Source organism: Streptococcus sp. 1449 (assembly GCF_013276805.1).
GTDB classification, from domain to species: domain Bacteria; phylum Bacillota; class Bacilli; order Lactobacillales; family Streptococcaceae; genus Streptococcus; species Streptococcus pseudopneumoniae.
In genome coordinates this window covers 1-15,771 of record NZ_VMLS01000073.1, presented here as the reverse complement: position 1 = coordinate 15,771, position 15,771 = coordinate 1, and the positions used below count along the sequence as shown (strand labels likewise).

Sequence of the window (15,771 nt, the reverse complement as noted above, 5' to 3'; positions counted from 1 at the left end):
ATTCCGGTCTTCGGCATAATATAATGAGCACCCTTAGCTCAACTGGATAGAGTACCTGACTACGAATCAGGCGGTTAGAGGTTCGACTCCTCTAGGGTGCATTTTTCTATTTAACTCGGGAAGTAGCTCAGCTTGGTAGAGTACTTGGTTTGGGACCAAGGTGTCGCAGGTTCGAATCCTGTCTTCCCGATACATTACAGAGATATGTGAGTGTGTGTTTTTATAACTAGATATTATATACATTAAGAGAGAATCATTTTGGTTCTCTCTTTTTTGATTTTCAGCAATTCATTTTGGCAGCGTATACTTTTTGTCTCCAGTCTTTTCAATAAATACCGTAGTTTAGGTATCCACATTGAAATTTAACAGATTTTATAACTCTTATAAATTTTAGGGTTTTGTTCAACGTATAATATATGTGTTTGCCTGATAAAAATTTCTACTTTTTTTGATTTTAAATAAGTATTAGTTTACATTATGGTGTGAATTGGGTTTGATATCTCTTTTGAGGAAGTTGCCTTAGATTTTTCTAATTGTGTTTTATTGTATAGTGTATCTTGCTTGTTTTGAACATAATTTTTTATGACATTTGTCATATTTTCTAGTGACAGAAGCTTCTATCTCCTCTGATTTCAAAAGACTATAATTGTAGTACCAAATGGAGGAAGAAGAGATAAGAAATAAAATGATTATCGCTGTAAGTTTAGTAGCAGCAGGAGTTATGACCTATCTCATGTTTTCGGGATTGGATGAAGATTTCTATCATTTTCCTTGGGAGGTCTTTGCTGGCTTTGGAATGATGTCCTGGCTTATCCGAGAAGGTTTGAAATTAGTCGGAGATGTGAAAAAGGAGTTTGAGGAATGAAAAAAGCGATTATCTATCTCTTTATTGGTCTGTCACTCTTGGTATGGTTGGTAGAAATGTTTACAGGTTGGTTTGATCAAGACTTCCTTTACCAATTCATCCGTGGTGCTTGGGGTTTTGGATTTATGATTTTCGTCGTTTTCCCTATGGGAATGGAGTGATTGAAAGGAGAATATTATGAACATGATTAAGGTACAAGGCTTACATAAAAACATCAAGGGTAAGGCTATTTTGAAGGATATTTCCTTTGAGATAGCTGAAGGTGAATGTGTTGCCATGATTGGGCCAAACGGAGCAGGAAAGACCACACTCTTGGACTGTTTGCTCGGAGATAAATTGGTCTCCAGCGGTCAAGTATCTATTAAAGGTTTACCAGTAACGAGTTCTCAGTTAGACTATACAAGATCCTACCTCCCTCAAGAGAATGTAATCGTTCAGAAACTAAAGGTAAAAGAGTTGATTGCTTTCTTTCAAAAAATTTATCCAAATTCCTTGAGCAATCAGGAAATCGATCAACTATTGCAGTTTAATCAGCAACAAAAAGAGCAATTTGCAGAAAAATTGTCAGGTGGGCAAAAGCGTCTCTTTTCTTTCGTCTTGACCTTGATTGGGCGACCAAAGCTTGTCTTTTTAGATGAGCCAACTGCTGCCATGGATACCTCTACCCGTCAACGTTTTTGGGAAATTGTTCGGGACCTAAAAGCGCAAGGAGTCACCATTCTCTATTCCTCCCATTATATCGAAGAGGTAGAACATACAGCTGACCGGATTTTGGTTTTAAATAAGGGAGAGTTGATTCGTGATACGACGCCTCTAGCTATGCGTAGCGAGGAAATAGAAAAGCATTTTATCCTTCCTCTAGCTTACAAGGAAGTCATTGAGCAGTCTAACTTGGTTGAAAACTGGTCACAAAAACAAGATGCTTTGCAAGTAGTTACACGTGAAGCGGATGCTTTTTGGCAACTGTTAGTGCAAGCAGGATGTAGGATTCAAGAAATTGAAGTCAATAATCGTAGCTTGTTGGATACAATCTTTGAAGAAACACAAAAGGGAGATGACTAAGATGAAACGATGGATCGCACTAAACAAGATAGAATTTCTATTGACCAAACGGCAATCAGTCTATTATTTATTATCAGTAGGGATGCCGACAGCCTTCTATTTATTCTTTTCTGGCATCTACCAGGACACACCAGGTGGACCCGCGAATTTTATGCGCGACTACCTCATCTCCATGACGGCTTTTTCCATGATGTCGACCGCTATGTTTTCATTCCCAGCTGTTTTACATACCGATAAGATCAACAACTGGCAGAAAACATTGCGTCATAGCCCTGTAAATATGGTAGAATATTATCTATCAAAGATAACAAGTATGCTGGTTGATTATTTGGTCTCAATTCTGGTTGTTTTCTCAGTTGGGCATTTTGTAAGAGGTGTGGATATGCCTTTAGCAAGCTGGGTTGGAGCTGCGATTTTGCTGATTTTGGGAAGTATTGCTTTTGTAGCACTTGGCTTGACCTTGACGCTCTTACCAACTAGTCAGCTGATGTCTGTCGTGGGCAATCTTCTTTATCTAGGATTGGCTGTTTTAGGCGGACTCTGGATGCCCATCTCTTTATTTCCAGACTGGATGCAAGCAGTCGGTAAGTGTCTCCCGACCTATCAATTGATGGAGTTGCTCAAGACCTTCTTAAACGAGGGTGGCATCAATCTATCAGCCACAGTTTATTTACTTGTTTTTTCAGCAGTTTTATTTGGTTTGACTATTTACCTTCAAGGTCATAAGGAGAATGCTTAATGCTTGAAAGACTGAAAAGCATACACTATATGTTTTGGGCCAGTTTGATTTTTATGCTTTTTCCCATCCTACCTGTAGTGATTGGGGAGCTTCCTGCTTGGCATTTATTGGTTGATATTCTATTTGTAGTGACGTATTTGGGTGTTTTAATAACTAAGAACCAGCGCCTATCTTGGCTTTTCTGGGGGATCATGCTGGTCTATGTAGCTGGGAATACCGCCTTTGTTGCTGGGAATTATATCTGGTTTTTCTTTTTCCTTTCCAATCTCTTAATTTATCATTTTGGCGTACGTAGTTTAAAGTCTTTACATGTATGGACATTTCTCCTTGCTCAAGTCCTTGTTGTGGGGCGACTTTTGATTTTTCAGAGAATCGAAGTTGAGTTTCTAGTCTATATGCTTGTAATTCTTACTTTTGTCGATTTGATGACTTTGGGCTCGGTTCGAATTCGCCTTGTCGAGGATTTGAAAGAAGCTCAGGTCAAGCAAAATGCCCAGATAAATCTATTGCTTGCTGAAAATGAACGCAGTCGTATCGGTCAAGATTTGCATGATAGCTTGGGACATACCTTTGCTATGCTTAGTGTTAAAACTGATCTAGCCTTGCAGTTATTTCAAATGCAGGCTTATCCACAGGTGGAAAAGGAATTAAGAGAAATACAGCAAATTAGCAAAGAATCAATGCGTGAAGTTCGAACCATTGTGGAAAATCTTAAGTCTAGAACTTTGACATCCGAACTAGAGACTGTGAAAAAGATGTTAGAAATTGCTGGAATTGAGGTGGAAATAGCTAATCAATTAGATACTGCTAGCCTTACTCAAGAATTGGAGTCAACGGCTTCCATGATTTTGCTTGAGTTGGTGACCAATATCATCAAACATGCCAAAGCGTCTAAAGCTTACTTAAAATTAGAACGGACAGAGAAGGAACTCATTTTAACAGTTAGAGATGATGGCTGTGGCTTTACTTCTATAAAGGGGGGTGACCTCCATACAGTCCGAGAACGTGTCCTTCCATTTTCGGGAGAAGTAAGTGTAATCAGTCAGAAACAACCGACAGAAGTTCAGGTTCGACTACCTTATAAGGAGAGAAAATAGATGAAAGTATTAGTCGCAGAAGATCAAAGTATGTTGCGAGATGCTATGTGCCAGTTGCTTGCCTTTCAAGCAGATGTAGAGTCTGTCCTCCAAGCCAAGAATGGGCAAGAAGCAATCCAACTATTAGAAAAGGAGTCTGTAGATATCGCCATCCTTGACGTAGAAATGCCTGTTAAGACAGGTCTCGAGGTTTTGGAGTGGATACGATCAGAAAAGCTAGAAACAAAGGTGGTTGTGGTGACGACCTTCAAGCGTGCTGGGTATTTTGAACGTGCGGTCAAGGCTGGAGTGGATGCTTATGTATTAAAGGAACGAAGCGTTGCAGACCTCATGCAAACCTTGCACACCGTCCTCGAAGGACGCAAGGAGTATTCGCCTGAATTGATGGAAGTGGTGATGACGCATCCCAATCCATTAACAGAACAAGAAATCGCAGTCTTAAAGGGAATTGCTCAGGGCTTCTCTAACCAAGAAATTGCAGACAAACTTTATCTATCCAACGGAACAGTCCGAAACTATGTCACTAATATTCTTTCGAAACTAGATGCAGGTAATCGAACAGAGGCAGCTAATATCGCGAAAGAATCTGGTTGGTTGTGATACTATCATAACGCGAAAACCATTATGTGTTAAAATTATTCAATCAAACAATTTGTAACTTGAGGGGGCTTAGTTTCCTCCTTTTTGTGGCTCTAAGGTGGTAGCAAGGAGCTAAACCTAGGCTTTCTATGAAATTTTTTCAATCAATCCTCAAAAAACACTTGAAAGTGTTTACAATTAGTGATAGAATGGAATAAGTAAAAATATGAAAACGAAATTTTCACATCTTCACTTTTGTAAGTAGATATAGAGCTTTAATCGGTGCCTCTACTTGTAAAAGAATGTGTGGGATAGAAAGGACAGGAAAAGGAATGAATGCAGATGATACAGTAACCATTTATGATGTCGCTCGTGAAGCAGGTGTTTCCATGGCGACGGTCAGCCGTGTGGTTAATGGCAATAAAAATGTAAAAGAGAATACCCGTAAAAAAGTGTTAGAGGTAATTGATCGTTTGGATTATCGTCCAAATGCAGTTGCGCGTGGTCTTGCAAGTAAAAAGACAACCACTGTCGGTGTCGTGATTCCAAATATTACCAATGGTTATTTTTCGAGTTTGGCTAAGGGGATTGATGATATTGCAGAAATGTACAAGTACAATATTGTCCTAGCTAATAGCGATGAAGATAACGAGAAAGAAGTTTCTGTTGTCAATACCCTCTTTTCAAAGCAGGTAGATGGCATTATCTTTATGGGTTATCATTTGACAGATAAAATTCGCTCAGAATTTTCGCGTTCACGTACTCCGATTGTTCTCGCAGGAACTGTGGATGTAGAGCATCAGCTTCCAAGTGTCAATATTGACTACAAACAAGCTACGATTGATGCAGTGACCTACCTCGCTAAAGAAAATGAGCGCATTGCTTTTGTCAGTGGTCCACTAGTGGATGACATCAATGGTAAGGTTCGTTTGGTTGGTTACAAGGAAGCTTTGAAAAAAGCAGATATTCCTTATAGCGAAGGCTTGGTATTTGAATCTAAATACACTTATGAAGATGGCTATGCCTTGGCAGAGCGCTTGATTTCATCAAATGCAACTGCAGCAATTGTAACAGGTGATGAGTTGGCGGCAGGTGTCTTGAACGGTTTGGCTGATAAAGGTGTGTCAGTACCAGAAGAATTTGAGATCATTGCCAGTGATGATTCGCAAGTCTCTCGCTTTACCCGTCCAAACTTGACAACTATTGCCCAACCTCTTTATGACCTTGGTGCCATTAGTATGCGTATGTTGACTAAGATTATGCACAAGGAAGTGTTGGAAGAACGTGAAGTTCTATTATCTCATGGATTAACAGAACGTCGTTCAACACGAAAACGTAAATAGAAAAAATCAGGGAATCGAGAAGATTTCCTGATTTTGTGCTCTTAAACAAGAGATGTTGACTTAATGAATACCATAGAGCGGACTAGGTGGCTGGTTAAAGGCTGCGCAACACACTGCTTTGAGCTTGTAGATGAAACTGATGAAGTCAGCTCAAGTCCCTGTTTTGAGCTTGTAGATAGAACTGACGAAGTCAGCTCAAGTCCCTGCTTTGAGCTTGTGGATAGAACTGACGAAGTCAGCTCAAGTCCCTGCTTTGAGCTAGTAGATGAAACTGATGAAGTCAGCTCAAGTCCCTGTTTTGAGCTTGTAGATAGAACTGACGAAGTCAGCTCAAGTCCTTGCTTTGAGCTTGTAGATGGAAGCTGACGTGGTTTGAAGAGATTTTTCAAGAGTCTTAGCCTTCCATATAGTCTTTCAAATCTTGCCCTGTTAGTCCGGCATTGAGGGCAATGAGGAGTTTCAAGCGGGCTTTTTGGGCGTTGAGTTCTTTAATAAAGAAGACACCAGATTTTTGTAATTGCACGCCCCCACCCTGGTAGGCATAAACAGGTTCTGCTATACCGTTAAAGCATCGTGATACCAGAGCGACTGGGATTCCTTTTTGCAGAAGGTTTTCTAATTTTTGAGCCGTTTCTTTGGGAATATTACCAGCTCCGAAGGCTTGGATAATCAAACCGTCCAAGTGTTCTAAATCCAGCATATCAATCAGCTCATCTGTCATACCAGCATAAGCCGAGATGATAGGCACCAAGCCTTGTATGTAATCAAGATCAAAGCGAACACGAGGTTCAGCTGTTTTAAAGTAGAGGATTTCCTGTTTCATGATGAGACCGAGGGGACCATGTGTTGGGGTCTGGAAGGTGCTGACATTAGTCGTATGTGTTTTGGTGACATACTTGGCAGCGTGGATTTCATCGTTCATAACGACCAAAACTCCTTTGTCAGCAGCCCTGTCATCGCTGGCCACTCGCAAAGCACTCAGATAGTTATAAACACCATCACTACCGAGCTCATTGGAGCTGCGCATGGCTCCTGTTAGAACGATGGGCATGTGGGGAATTTCCATGGTATCAAGGAAATAGGCTGTTTCCTCTAAAGTATCGGTTCCGTGTGTAATCACCACCCCATCGTAATTATCTGCTTCCTCTTTGATTTTTTGGTAGAGGGCCAGCATATGTTTGGGTTTGATATGGGGGCTTGGCAGATTAAAAAAGTCCAAGGCATGAACTTGGATTCCTTCAAGTGGGCTGGACACATGATTCATAGGATTATCTGAACTCGTCACAACAGCGCCAGAAGCATCGGCCTGCATGGAAATAGTCCCACCCGTATGTAAAACAAGGATTTTCTTAGGCATGATTTACTTACTCTTTCTGAAATGTGGTATAATCATTGTATCACAAAAGGGGGGATTGGGATAGGATGGAAGTCAAAGCTGTTTTTTTTGATATCGATGGAACACTAGTCAACAATCGCAAGAGTGTTTTGAAATCCACTAGGGACGCGATTAAGATTGTCAAAGAGCAAGGGGTGCTTGTCGGTGTAGCGACAGGGCGAGGACCTTTTTTTGTTAAGGAATTGATGGACGATTTGGACCTGGATTTTGCGGTAACCTATAATGGCCAGTACATCTTTACTAAAGACAGAGTCTTGTTCACGAGCCCTATTTCCAAGTTGCACTTGCGCCATCTAATTAGCTATGCTAAAAAAGAGGGCAAGGAGATTGCCCTAGGGACCAAGGATGCCATGCTGGGTTCTAAAATCATGTCCTTTGGTCTGGGTTCTTTTTCCCAACGAATCAGTCGCTTCGTTCCCTCTGTTTTAACCCGAACAGTGAGTCAGTCTTTTAATCGCATGGTCAGCAAGGTTGTTCCTCAAAAGGAAGAAGACCTGCTTCACCTGATGAATCAGCCTATCTACCAAGTTTTGATGCTGATGACGCCAGAAGAATCTGAGAAGGCGGCAGCTGATTTTGAAGACTTGAAATTGACACGTAGCAATCCTTTTGCTGCGGATGTCATCAATCAAGGAAACTCTAAATTGGAAGGCATTCGACTAGTCGGGAAAGAATATGGCTTTGACCTCAACCAAGTCATGGCCTTTGGTGACTCAGATAACGATCTTGAAATGCTGGCAGGTGTTGGGATGTCGGTCGCTATGGGAAATGGTAGTAGCAGTGTCAAGGAAGTTGCCAAGCACATTACCACCAGCAATCAACAAGACGGAATCCACAAGGCCTTGGAACATTTTGGTGTTTTGGCTTCAGAAAAAGTCTTTGTCAGCCGTGACTATCATTTCAATAAGGTCAAGACCTTCCACCATATGATGGATGAACGGACTCAAGAAGAACCTCGAGCTTGGGATTTAGAAGGTGCAACCCATAGGGCTGGCTTTAAAATAGAAGAATTGGTGGAGTTTGTTCGAGCAGCCAGTCCTTCTGAAGAGGACTTTGGTCAAGCTCTATCGCAACTTCATCAGGCTCTTGATAAGGCGGCAGATAAAGTAGCCAAGAAGACGCCTGCCCAGCAAGATTTGATAGGGCAAGTGGATGCCTTGATTGACACGCTTTACTTTACCTACGGTAGTTTTGTCTTGATGGGGGTGGACCCAGAACGTATTTTTGATATTGTTCATCAGGCTAATATGGGGAAAATTTTTCCAGATGGCAAGGCTCATTTTGATCCAGTGACCCACAAAATCTTAAAACCAGATGATTGGGAAGAAAAATATGCTCCAGAACCTGCTATTAAAAAGGAACTGCAGCGCCAGCTCAAGGCTTATGAGCGTCATAAAGAGAGAAATAATACTCAATAAAAATCAAAGAGCAAACNNGAAGTCAGCTCAAAACATGTTTTTGAGGTTGCAGATGGAAGTTGACGTGGTTTGAAGAGATTTTCGAAGAGTATAAATAGTAAACAAAAAGGAGCGCTGAGCTCCTTTTCTTTGTAATTATAAGGTTTTCTCTTGTTCTCTCACCACCAGCAAATCGACCTTAGCATGGCGGAGGATGTATTCAGATGAAGAGCCGACCAAGAGGCGTTCAAAGGCGTTGAGACCGGTTGCGCCAAGGAGGATGAGGTCCACTTCTTCAGTATCGGGAATAGTACGTGCCAGTAGGGTCTTTGGATTTCCCATTTCAATGACGATATGAACATCTGCCATACCAGCATCTTTAGCACGTTTTTCGTACTCTTTCATCAGACTTTCAGCGTCGACTTGGAGTTGTTCGTAAACTTCAGCATCAAAGGTGGATACGCTTTGGAGAGCGCGTGTGTCAATGACATGGGCGATGGTGAGTTTAGCGTCATTTCGTAGAGCAGAATGAACTCCCTTGACAAAAGCCAAGTCTGCTTCCTTAGAACCATCGATTGCGACCATGATATTTTGGTAACGTTGTGCCATAATGAAACCTCCTGAAATTTTCTTACTACAATTGTAAACCTTTTCACTATAGAAGTAAAGCAAAAAAAGTATTTTTCAAAAAATGTTAGCGCTTGACATATGTATGTGTATATGTTAAAATATATAAAAAAGAGTGAGAGTAAAGATAGAATAGATTGGAGAGGAGTGGTTATGAAAAACTCTTTTCAAGAATCAAAAAAAATAAATTTCCTTTATTATGGAATCATCTTAGCTTCGGTCTTGGTAGAAGTGATCATGATCTGGCAATTAGATAGGTTGATTCCGCTTCTTTATCCAGGTTTTGTTGGCTTTTTAGTCTTTCATTTACTCTACCATTTGGTATTATTCCTAGTCGCTAAAAGAAGTGGTCGCTGGGATTACTTGATGATATGGGGGCTTTTCCTCATGTTCAATCTTCTCTATGACTCCTTTTTAGGCTTGCTTTTTCTAGGTTTATCTTTTGGTATGTGATCTTTCTTTGGCAAAACATCTGCTATTTCACTTGTCTTGACCTCGCTTTTAGCGAGGATTTTCTTCTATATAAATCTAGTAACAGCTTCCAGTAAACTTGTCGCATTCTCTTTCTAGTGGTATAATGTTACTAGTCTGATGAATGGAGGAAACAAGATGAAAGAATATAACAAGTCTAGTAAGTTAGAGCATGTTGCTTATGATATCCGTGGTCCTGTATTGGAAGAAGCCATGCGGATGCGAGCGAATGGAGAAAAGATTTTACGTCTGAATACAGGAAATCCAGCAGAATTTGGTTTTACAGCGCCAGATGAGGTCATTCATGACTTGATTATGAATGCGCGTGATAGTGAAGGATATTCTGACTCCAAAGGGATTTTTTCAGCCCGTAAGGCCATCATGCAGTACTGCCAACTGAAGAAATTCCCCAATGTGGCTATGGATGATATTTACCTTGGAAATGGTGTCAGTGAGTTGATTGTCATGTCCATGCAGGGGCTTTTGGACAATGGGGATGAGGTCTTGGTGCCTATGCCCGACTATCCTCTATGGACGGCGGCTGTCAGCCTAGCTGGAGGAAATGCCGTTCACTATATCTGTGATGAAGCTGCAGAATGGTACCCTGATATTGCGGATATCAAGTCAAAAATCACTTCCAATACCAAGGCAATCGTCCTTATCAATCCAAACAACCCAACTGGAGCCCTTTATCCGAAGGAACTCTTGCTGGAGATTATTGAGATTGCCCGTCAAAACGACTTGATCATCTTTGCGGATGAGATCTATGATCGCATGGTCATGGATGGGCATGTGCATACGCCTGTGGCGAGCTTGGCACCGGATCTCTTCTGTGTCAGCATGAATGGTCTGTCAAAATCGCATCGTATCGCTGGTTTCCGTGTGGGTTGGATGGTCCTGTCTGGCCCTAAGACTCATGTTAAGGGCTATATCGAAGGGCTCAATATGCTGTCCAATATGCGCCTTTGCTCTAACGTTTTGGCCCAACAAGTCGTCCAAACCTCCTTGGGTGGGCACCAGTCAGTCGATGAATTGCTCCTTCCTGGTGGACGGATTTATGAACAAAGAAACTTCATCTACCATGCCATTCAAGAGATTCCAGGTTTGTCTGCCGTTAAACCCAAGGCGGGTCTCTATATCTTCCCCAAAATCGACCGCAATATGTACCGTATCGATGATGATGAGCAGTTTGTCCTTGATTTCTTGAAGCAGGAAAAGGTGCTCTTGGTTCATGGGCGAGGCTTTAACTGGCAGGAACCAGACCACTTCCGTATCGTTTACCTTCCTCGTGTCGAGGAACTAGCCCAAATCCAAGAAAAGATGACTCGTTTCTTGAAACAGTATCGCAGATAGGGCTTACATGAGAAAAAGCTGGAAACAATTGCCTAGAGCTATTGACAAAAGTGACAGAATCAGATAGAATGGTAAAGTATGTTTAGTAACTGATCACTTTATAGCCGGCTAAACGAATACAAAATCTATGAGGAGGTATTCATCGTGAAACGTACTTATCAACCAAGTAAACTTCGTCGTGCGCGCAAACACGGATTCCGTAACCGTATGTCAACTAAAAATGGTCGTCGCGTATTGGCAGCTCGTCGTCGTAAAGGACGCAACGTTTTGGCTGCCTAGTCCAAACCACGGAGAAGGAAAGTCAGTAGGAACTCGAGTCTACTGGCTTTTATTGTGCTTAAAAATAGGGGCAAGAGTAGATGAACCCGGTGTCAAAGATAGAGTAGCTTGAAGCTAGGAAAGTAGATAGCGACTGCTAAAACAGTTCTAGAAATTGCTTTGCATTTCCTAATCAATCTGTTGCGTTTTTATTTCCTTTCGCTATAGATCTATCTGGTAAAGGAAGGGCTCGTCATAAGCTATAGTAGATTGAAACGAGAATAGGACACCTCTACTTCTAAAACATTGTTAGAACTCGATTTGACTGTCCTGACCGATTTGTCCTGTTCTTATTTCATTTCACTATAGTTGAACCATCTCAAGTTGAACCATCTCATTTTTAGGAGGGATGGATGGCTAACTTCCTTATAGAACTTTCAGTGGGATTCAGCGATGAAAAAAATGATAAAAGTGTCAGGATAAGTGTTGACTAATTTTATCAAAGTGGTATAATGTAGCTGTGATAGCTGTGATAGCTGTGATAGCTGTGATATTATAGTTGCTTGAGGCTTAAGGGTGATCTAGTATCATCTCCTATCATTTACTCACTAGTAAGAATCACCGTGCTGTTTCTAGCTTCACTCTCTGAAGGAGTGGGAGTTGGGAAACTTATTTTTTATTATATCATTAGTCTTCTTAAGGAGGTAACATGGAAGATAAATCGAATTCACTCAGTAGGGTAAAGCGCCATCAACGTGAAAAAGTCTTGCGCTTCTCTATTCGTAAATATAGCTTTGGTGCAGCTTCTGTTGCGGTTGCGGCTCTTATGTTTATGGGGGCCAACGTTGTGAGTGCAGATAGCCCAAGCCAAAACACGTCGTCATCGACTACTGATCTAGCTAGCCCGAAAGATGGGGAGCAGTCGTCTGAAGCAGGGCAGGCAAGGAATGAAAATCAAGCCGAAGTAGCCAGTGAACCTTCAGCAAATAAGGAAGCTCAACCTGCTGAAGAGAAAGCTGCTACAGTTGATAGCAGCCGTTTGAGCAAGCTAGTGGAAGAGGTAAGTGCTCTTCTTTCTACCGACTCGAAGCACGATCCTTCAGTTGTAAGTCCTATTAAGGAGCGACTTCAAAAAGGGAAAGAATTATTAGCCCGTGCTGATGCAGGTCAAGGGGATCTTGACAGTCTTGCTGAGGACTTGGAAAAGGACTTGGCAGTCTTATCAAGTTCTTCTAAAGAAGAAAGTCAGCCTCAGGGAAGTGAATTAGCGGATAAGAGTTCTTCTTCTGAAAGGAGCGACCATAAGGAGGAGGGTTCAGACAGGGCTGCTTCTGCATCTGTGCCAGAAAAAAAACCTAGAAGATCTAAGAGGGCTCTGGAATCTATCCCGAATACTGTTAACGAAGGTGCTTTGTCTGATGTAAGATACTTTGCTTCTGTTGATCCATCTGATAATGGTGGACAAAGTACAAGAAATAATGACCCGGAATTTACTAAAGATAAGACAGTAATCCGTGCAAAATATCAAGAAGAAGGTGGACAAAAGTGGATGGTCTACGATGTCTTCTTCAATAACGATGGAAATAGAATGACAAGATATTCGTATCAGCAACAGTATTATTTCCAAGCTCCTTTTAATATCATGCATTCCTCTAACACGGTAAAAGACTTGAGTTTTACTCGATACAAGAAAAGTGGTGGTAGAAGGCTTTCTGATGGGAATATCGGATTCCAACAATATGGAAATGTAGCCTATATTGATAAGACGTGGAATCAGAAGTATGATCTTTTTAATAATGATCGTATTAGTTTTTATGACCCATCATCGGGGGTATATCGAAATGATCAACGTTGGAGTGTATTCAAGAATAACCAAAACGATTCTTTCCTAAATACTCTTACAAAAAAACCAGACGGTACTTATCCAAACGCATCATATTATTTGGGAATTAAGGTTGGAAACGAAAGTGCTCCTTATGCTGTTCACATGCATGCGAAGATTAGACTTCGGGACGATGTAAACGCTGAGGAGGCAGCTGCAAACGGCCATGTCTACGCTGCTACGACAACATTCGGAAATACGACTAAACAGTCTTATATTGTGGGGGCAAAGGGTGCTAGGTTAGAAACGACCACAGAGGCAGAAACCTACCCTATCCAAGGTAGTTCACATACCAAAACGGTGGGAGATAGTCTTCAAGATACCAATAATCCTGTAGGTGATGGCTATATCACTTCAAAAAGTGGTAAAAACTTCCCGTCAGGAATGACTTGGAGCTGGCAAGATAATCGTAAACCAAGTACAGTTCAAGCTGGTGTCTTTACTTATAAAGTAATTGCCAGATATGGGGATGATTCATCATCAGAAGATGCCAACTCAGGCTCAGACGGAACAGTTAAGCTTACAGTTAAACCTAAAAAACCAACTATTACAGGCTTTGAGAACAAGAAAGGTCTCACTGGACAACAACTTACAGTGAATGTAGGAAGTGGAGTGCCAAAGGGTTCAACAGTTAACCTTTACGATGGAACTAAGCTGATTGGAACTGGAACAACTGATGGAGAGACTGCAACCGTTACAGTTACAGAAGCTCTACCAGGTTCTCCTATTACTGCTGAAACCATTGTTAACAATGGTGGAGAGGTGAAATCAGAACGAAGTGACGCTGTAACACCAACAGAAGCACCAGACACACAAGCCCCAACCTTGACCATCACACCAGCAAGCCAAACGGTAACAGAAGGTGAATGGGTAACATTTACAGTTACAGCAACAGATGATAAGAAGGCTAAGCTGGATGTTAGTGATATACTAACAAAATATGGTGATAGATTTAACACGGGGAAAGCATTTGTAGACGCATCAGGAACCACAGATACTAATCAAATCAGAAAAATCACTATTAAAGCCCTACCAGAAGATGTTGGTACACATACAATTACCTTCAAGGCTACTGATGAAGCAGGTAATAAAGCAAATCCGGTAACATTTACTTTCACTGTCACAGCTGGGGATAAGACGGGGCCAACCATTACAGCAGCAGATGCTACAGTAACTAAAAACGAACCAATTACTCCAATCCCTGTAACGGCTGTAGATAATACAGGTGGTGTTGGCTTGCGTGATAAAGATCCAATAGAGGTAAGCAATTTACCAAAAGGATTAAAATATGAAAATGGCAACATTACAGGTACACCGACAGGAAATCCGGGTACATCTCGCGTCACTATTAAAGCCTATGATAAGAACGGAAATGTTACTACAAAGACAATTGATATTGTAGTACAAGCGCAAAAAGACAAGTATAATCCAGTAGGCGAACCCCTAACAGTAAACCAAGGACAAACCATTTCAGATGATGCAGTAAAAGCAAAAGTGAAAAACGTTGGTCCAGGAACACTAACAGTACAAAGTAAACCAACTTCAACAAACAGAGCCGGTTCAGCTGGAAATGCAGTTGTAAAAGTTACTTATCCAGATGGATCAAGTGAAGAAGTGACAGTTCCAGTCACTGTAAAAGACGTAACAGGGCCAACTATTACAGCAAATGGAGCGACTGTTACCAAAAATGAACCAATCAGTCCAATCAAAGTAACCGTAGCGGATAATGAAGGCGGACGAGGCTTACGTGAAAAAAATCCAGTAGAAGTAACAGGTTTACCAGCAGGCTTGACTTATAAGAATGGTCAAATTACAGGTACACCAACAGGAAATCCAGGTGCATCCCAAGTAACTATTAAAGCCTATGATAAAGATGGTGCAGTTGCGACAAAAACAATCACCATTACTGTTCAGGATCAAGCTTCTAAGTACAATCCAAAAGGAAAAGACCAAACAGTTTCTAAAAATGCGGTTCCTGCAGCAGCTGATAGTATCAGTAACAAGCAAAACCTACCAAAAAACACTAGCTATCGCTGGAAAAAAACTCCAGATACTAGCCAAGCTGGAAAAACTGTATCTGCAGTGGTCATTGTGAGCTATCCAGATGGATCAAGTGAAGAAGTAGCAGTTAAGGTTAAGGTATCAAATTCTCTAGGCGGTACAGTTACAGCACCATCAGCGGTTAAGGAGAAAACACCAGTTACTCCAACTACAGTTGTAACAGCTAACAAGCCAGGTTCAACCATTACAACAGACAAGCCAGTTAATGGATTGACAGTTGACGGCGAAGGCAAGTTAACAGGTACACCAACTGTTACTGATTGGGGCAAAGACGAAGAAGAACGTAAGATTACTATTCCAGTCAAAATTAAGAATGGTAAAGATGAAGTAACCGTCAGCGTTCCAGTAACTATCCAACGTGATACAGATGGAGATGGTATTCCAGATGTAACGGATCCAGATGATGACAACGATGGTATCTCAGATGCAGATGAAAAAGCAAATGGAACAGATCCAAAAGTTGCAAATTCTCTAGCAGCGACTATTGAGTTGTCACAAGATCCTACTACAGGTGACGTTACAGTAACGCCTAAGAAACCAGATGGCTCAACTTATCCTAAAGGAACTAAGGTAGAAATCCCAGGTAAAGATGGTCGTCCAATTGAAGTAACGATTGGTGACAATGGTTCAGCTAAGGTTCC

The 15,771-nt window shown here is 41.3% G+C and carries 15 protein-coding genes and 2 tRNA genes; 15 read left to right on the top strand and 2 right to left on the bottom strand.

Features of this window, described 5'->3' with window-relative positions:
- The first annotated feature begins 27 nt into the window (after positions 1 to 27).
- The 10 genes from HT687_RS10400 to HT687_RS10355 all read left to right on the top strand — a co-directional run bounded on the left by HT687_RS10400 (position 28) and on the right by HT687_RS10355 (position 6,051).
- Positions 28 to 101: transfer RNA gene (locus tag HT687_RS10400), tRNA-Arg, on the top strand.
- A 15-nt stretch (positions 102 to 116) separates the two neighbouring features.
- Positions 117 to 190 (top strand) — tRNA-Pro (locus HT687_RS10395).
- A 468-nt stretch (positions 191 to 658) separates the two neighbouring features.
- The gene (locus HT687_RS10390; protein ID WP_023937647.1) at positions 659 to 865 is read left to right on the top strand and encodes a hypothetical protein; all 207 of its coding nucleotides are present in this window, start codon (positions 659 to 661) and stop codon (positions 863 to 865) included.
- Positions 862 to 1,026, top strand: a complete 165-nt coding sequence (locus HT687_RS10385) for a hypothetical protein (protein WP_000709172.1) — start codon at positions 862 to 864, stop codon at positions 1,024 to 1,026. The genes HT687_RS10390 and HT687_RS10385 overlap by 4 nt, the downstream gene beginning before the upstream one ends.
- A 16-nt stretch (positions 1,027 to 1,042) precedes the next feature.
- The gene (locus HT687_RS10380; protein ID WP_023937645.1) at positions 1,043 to 1,927 is read left to right on the top strand and encodes an ABC transporter ATP-binding protein; all 885 of its coding nucleotides are present in this window, start codon (positions 1,043 to 1,045) and stop codon (positions 1,925 to 1,927) included.
- 1 nt (position 1,928) lies between these two features.
- Entirely contained in the window at positions 1,929 to 2,666 is a 738-nt protein-coding gene (locus tag HT687_RS10375) for an ABC transporter permease (protein WP_023937643.1), read from the top strand.
- A complete protein-coding gene (locus HT687_RS10370; RefSeq protein ID WP_023937641.1) occupies positions 2,666 to 3,763 on the top strand; it encodes a sensor histidine kinase in 1,098 nt (365 codons plus the stop codon). The genes HT687_RS10375 and HT687_RS10370 overlap by 1 nt, the downstream gene beginning before the upstream one ends.
- Positions 3,764 to 4,363: a response regulator transcription factor gene (locus HT687_RS10365; RefSeq protein ID WP_023937639.1), complete on the top strand. Its 600-nt coding sequence runs from the start codon at positions 3,764 to 3,766 to the stop codon at positions 4,361 to 4,363.
- A gap of 311 nt (positions 4,364 to 4,674) precedes the next feature.
- Positions 4,675 to 5,685 (top strand): catabolite control protein A, encoded by a 1,011-nt coding sequence (ccpA, locus tag HT687_RS10360; RefSeq protein WP_000990604.1) that lies wholly within the window; start codon positions 4,675 to 4,677, stop codon positions 5,683 to 5,685.
- 63 nt (positions 5,686 to 5,748) lie between these two features.
- Positions 5,749 to 6,051, top strand: coding sequence for a hypothetical protein (locus HT687_RS10355; protein WP_172924190.1), 303 nt, complete (start codon positions 5,749 to 5,751; stop codon positions 6,049 to 6,051).
- Between the two features lie 28 nt (positions 6,052 to 6,079).
- On the opposite strand, the gene HT687_RS10350 is transcribed toward HT687_RS10355, so the two are convergent.
- Positions 6,080 to 7,042, bottom strand: coding sequence for an asparaginase (locus HT687_RS10350; protein WP_001124791.1), 963 nt, complete (start codon positions 7,040 to 7,042; stop codon positions 6,080 to 6,082).
- A 65-nt stretch (positions 7,043 to 7,107) separates the two neighbouring features.
- On the opposite strand from HT687_RS10350, the gene HT687_RS10345 reads away from it, so the two are divergent.
- A complete protein-coding gene (locus tag HT687_RS10345) occupies positions 7,108 to 8,499 on the top strand; it encodes a Cof-type HAD-IIB family hydrolase (protein WP_000453150.1) in 1,392 nt (463 codons plus the stop codon).
- 135 nt (positions 8,500 to 8,634) lie between these two features.
- Here the strand turns inward: HT687_RS10345 and HT687_RS10340 are convergent, their stop codons facing one another.
- Entirely contained in the window at positions 8,635 to 9,087 is a 453-nt protein-coding gene (locus HT687_RS10340; RefSeq protein ID WP_000079153.1) for a universal stress protein, read from the bottom strand.
- A gap of 171 nt (positions 9,088 to 9,258) precedes the next feature.
- Between HT687_RS10340 and HT687_RS10335 the strand changes: the two genes are divergently transcribed.
- The 4 genes from HT687_RS10335 to HT687_RS10320 all read left to right on the top strand — a co-directional run.
- Positions 9,259 to 9,558: a hypothetical protein gene (locus tag HT687_RS10335; RefSeq protein WP_000797852.1), complete on the top strand. Its 300-nt coding sequence runs from the start codon at positions 9,259 to 9,261 to the stop codon at positions 9,556 to 9,558.
- Positions 9,559 to 9,714: 156 nt separating this feature from the next.
- Positions 9,715 to 10,929, top strand: coding sequence for a pyridoxal phosphate-dependent aminotransferase (locus HT687_RS10330; protein ID WP_050236584.1), 1,215 nt, complete (start codon positions 9,715 to 9,717; stop codon positions 10,927 to 10,929).
- 144 nt (positions 10,930 to 11,073) lie between these two features.
- The gene (rpmH, locus tag HT687_RS10325) at positions 11,074 to 11,208 is read left to right on the top strand and encodes a 50S ribosomal protein L34 (RefSeq protein ID WP_000831907.1); all 135 of its coding nucleotides are present in this window, start codon (positions 11,074 to 11,076) and stop codon (positions 11,206 to 11,208) included.
- 688 nt (positions 11,209 to 11,896) lie between these two features.
- Positions 11,897 to 15,771 (top strand): Rib/alpha-like domain-containing protein (locus HT687_RS10320; RefSeq protein ID WP_172924189.1); only part of this gene is annotated, 3,875 nt, incomplete at its 3' end.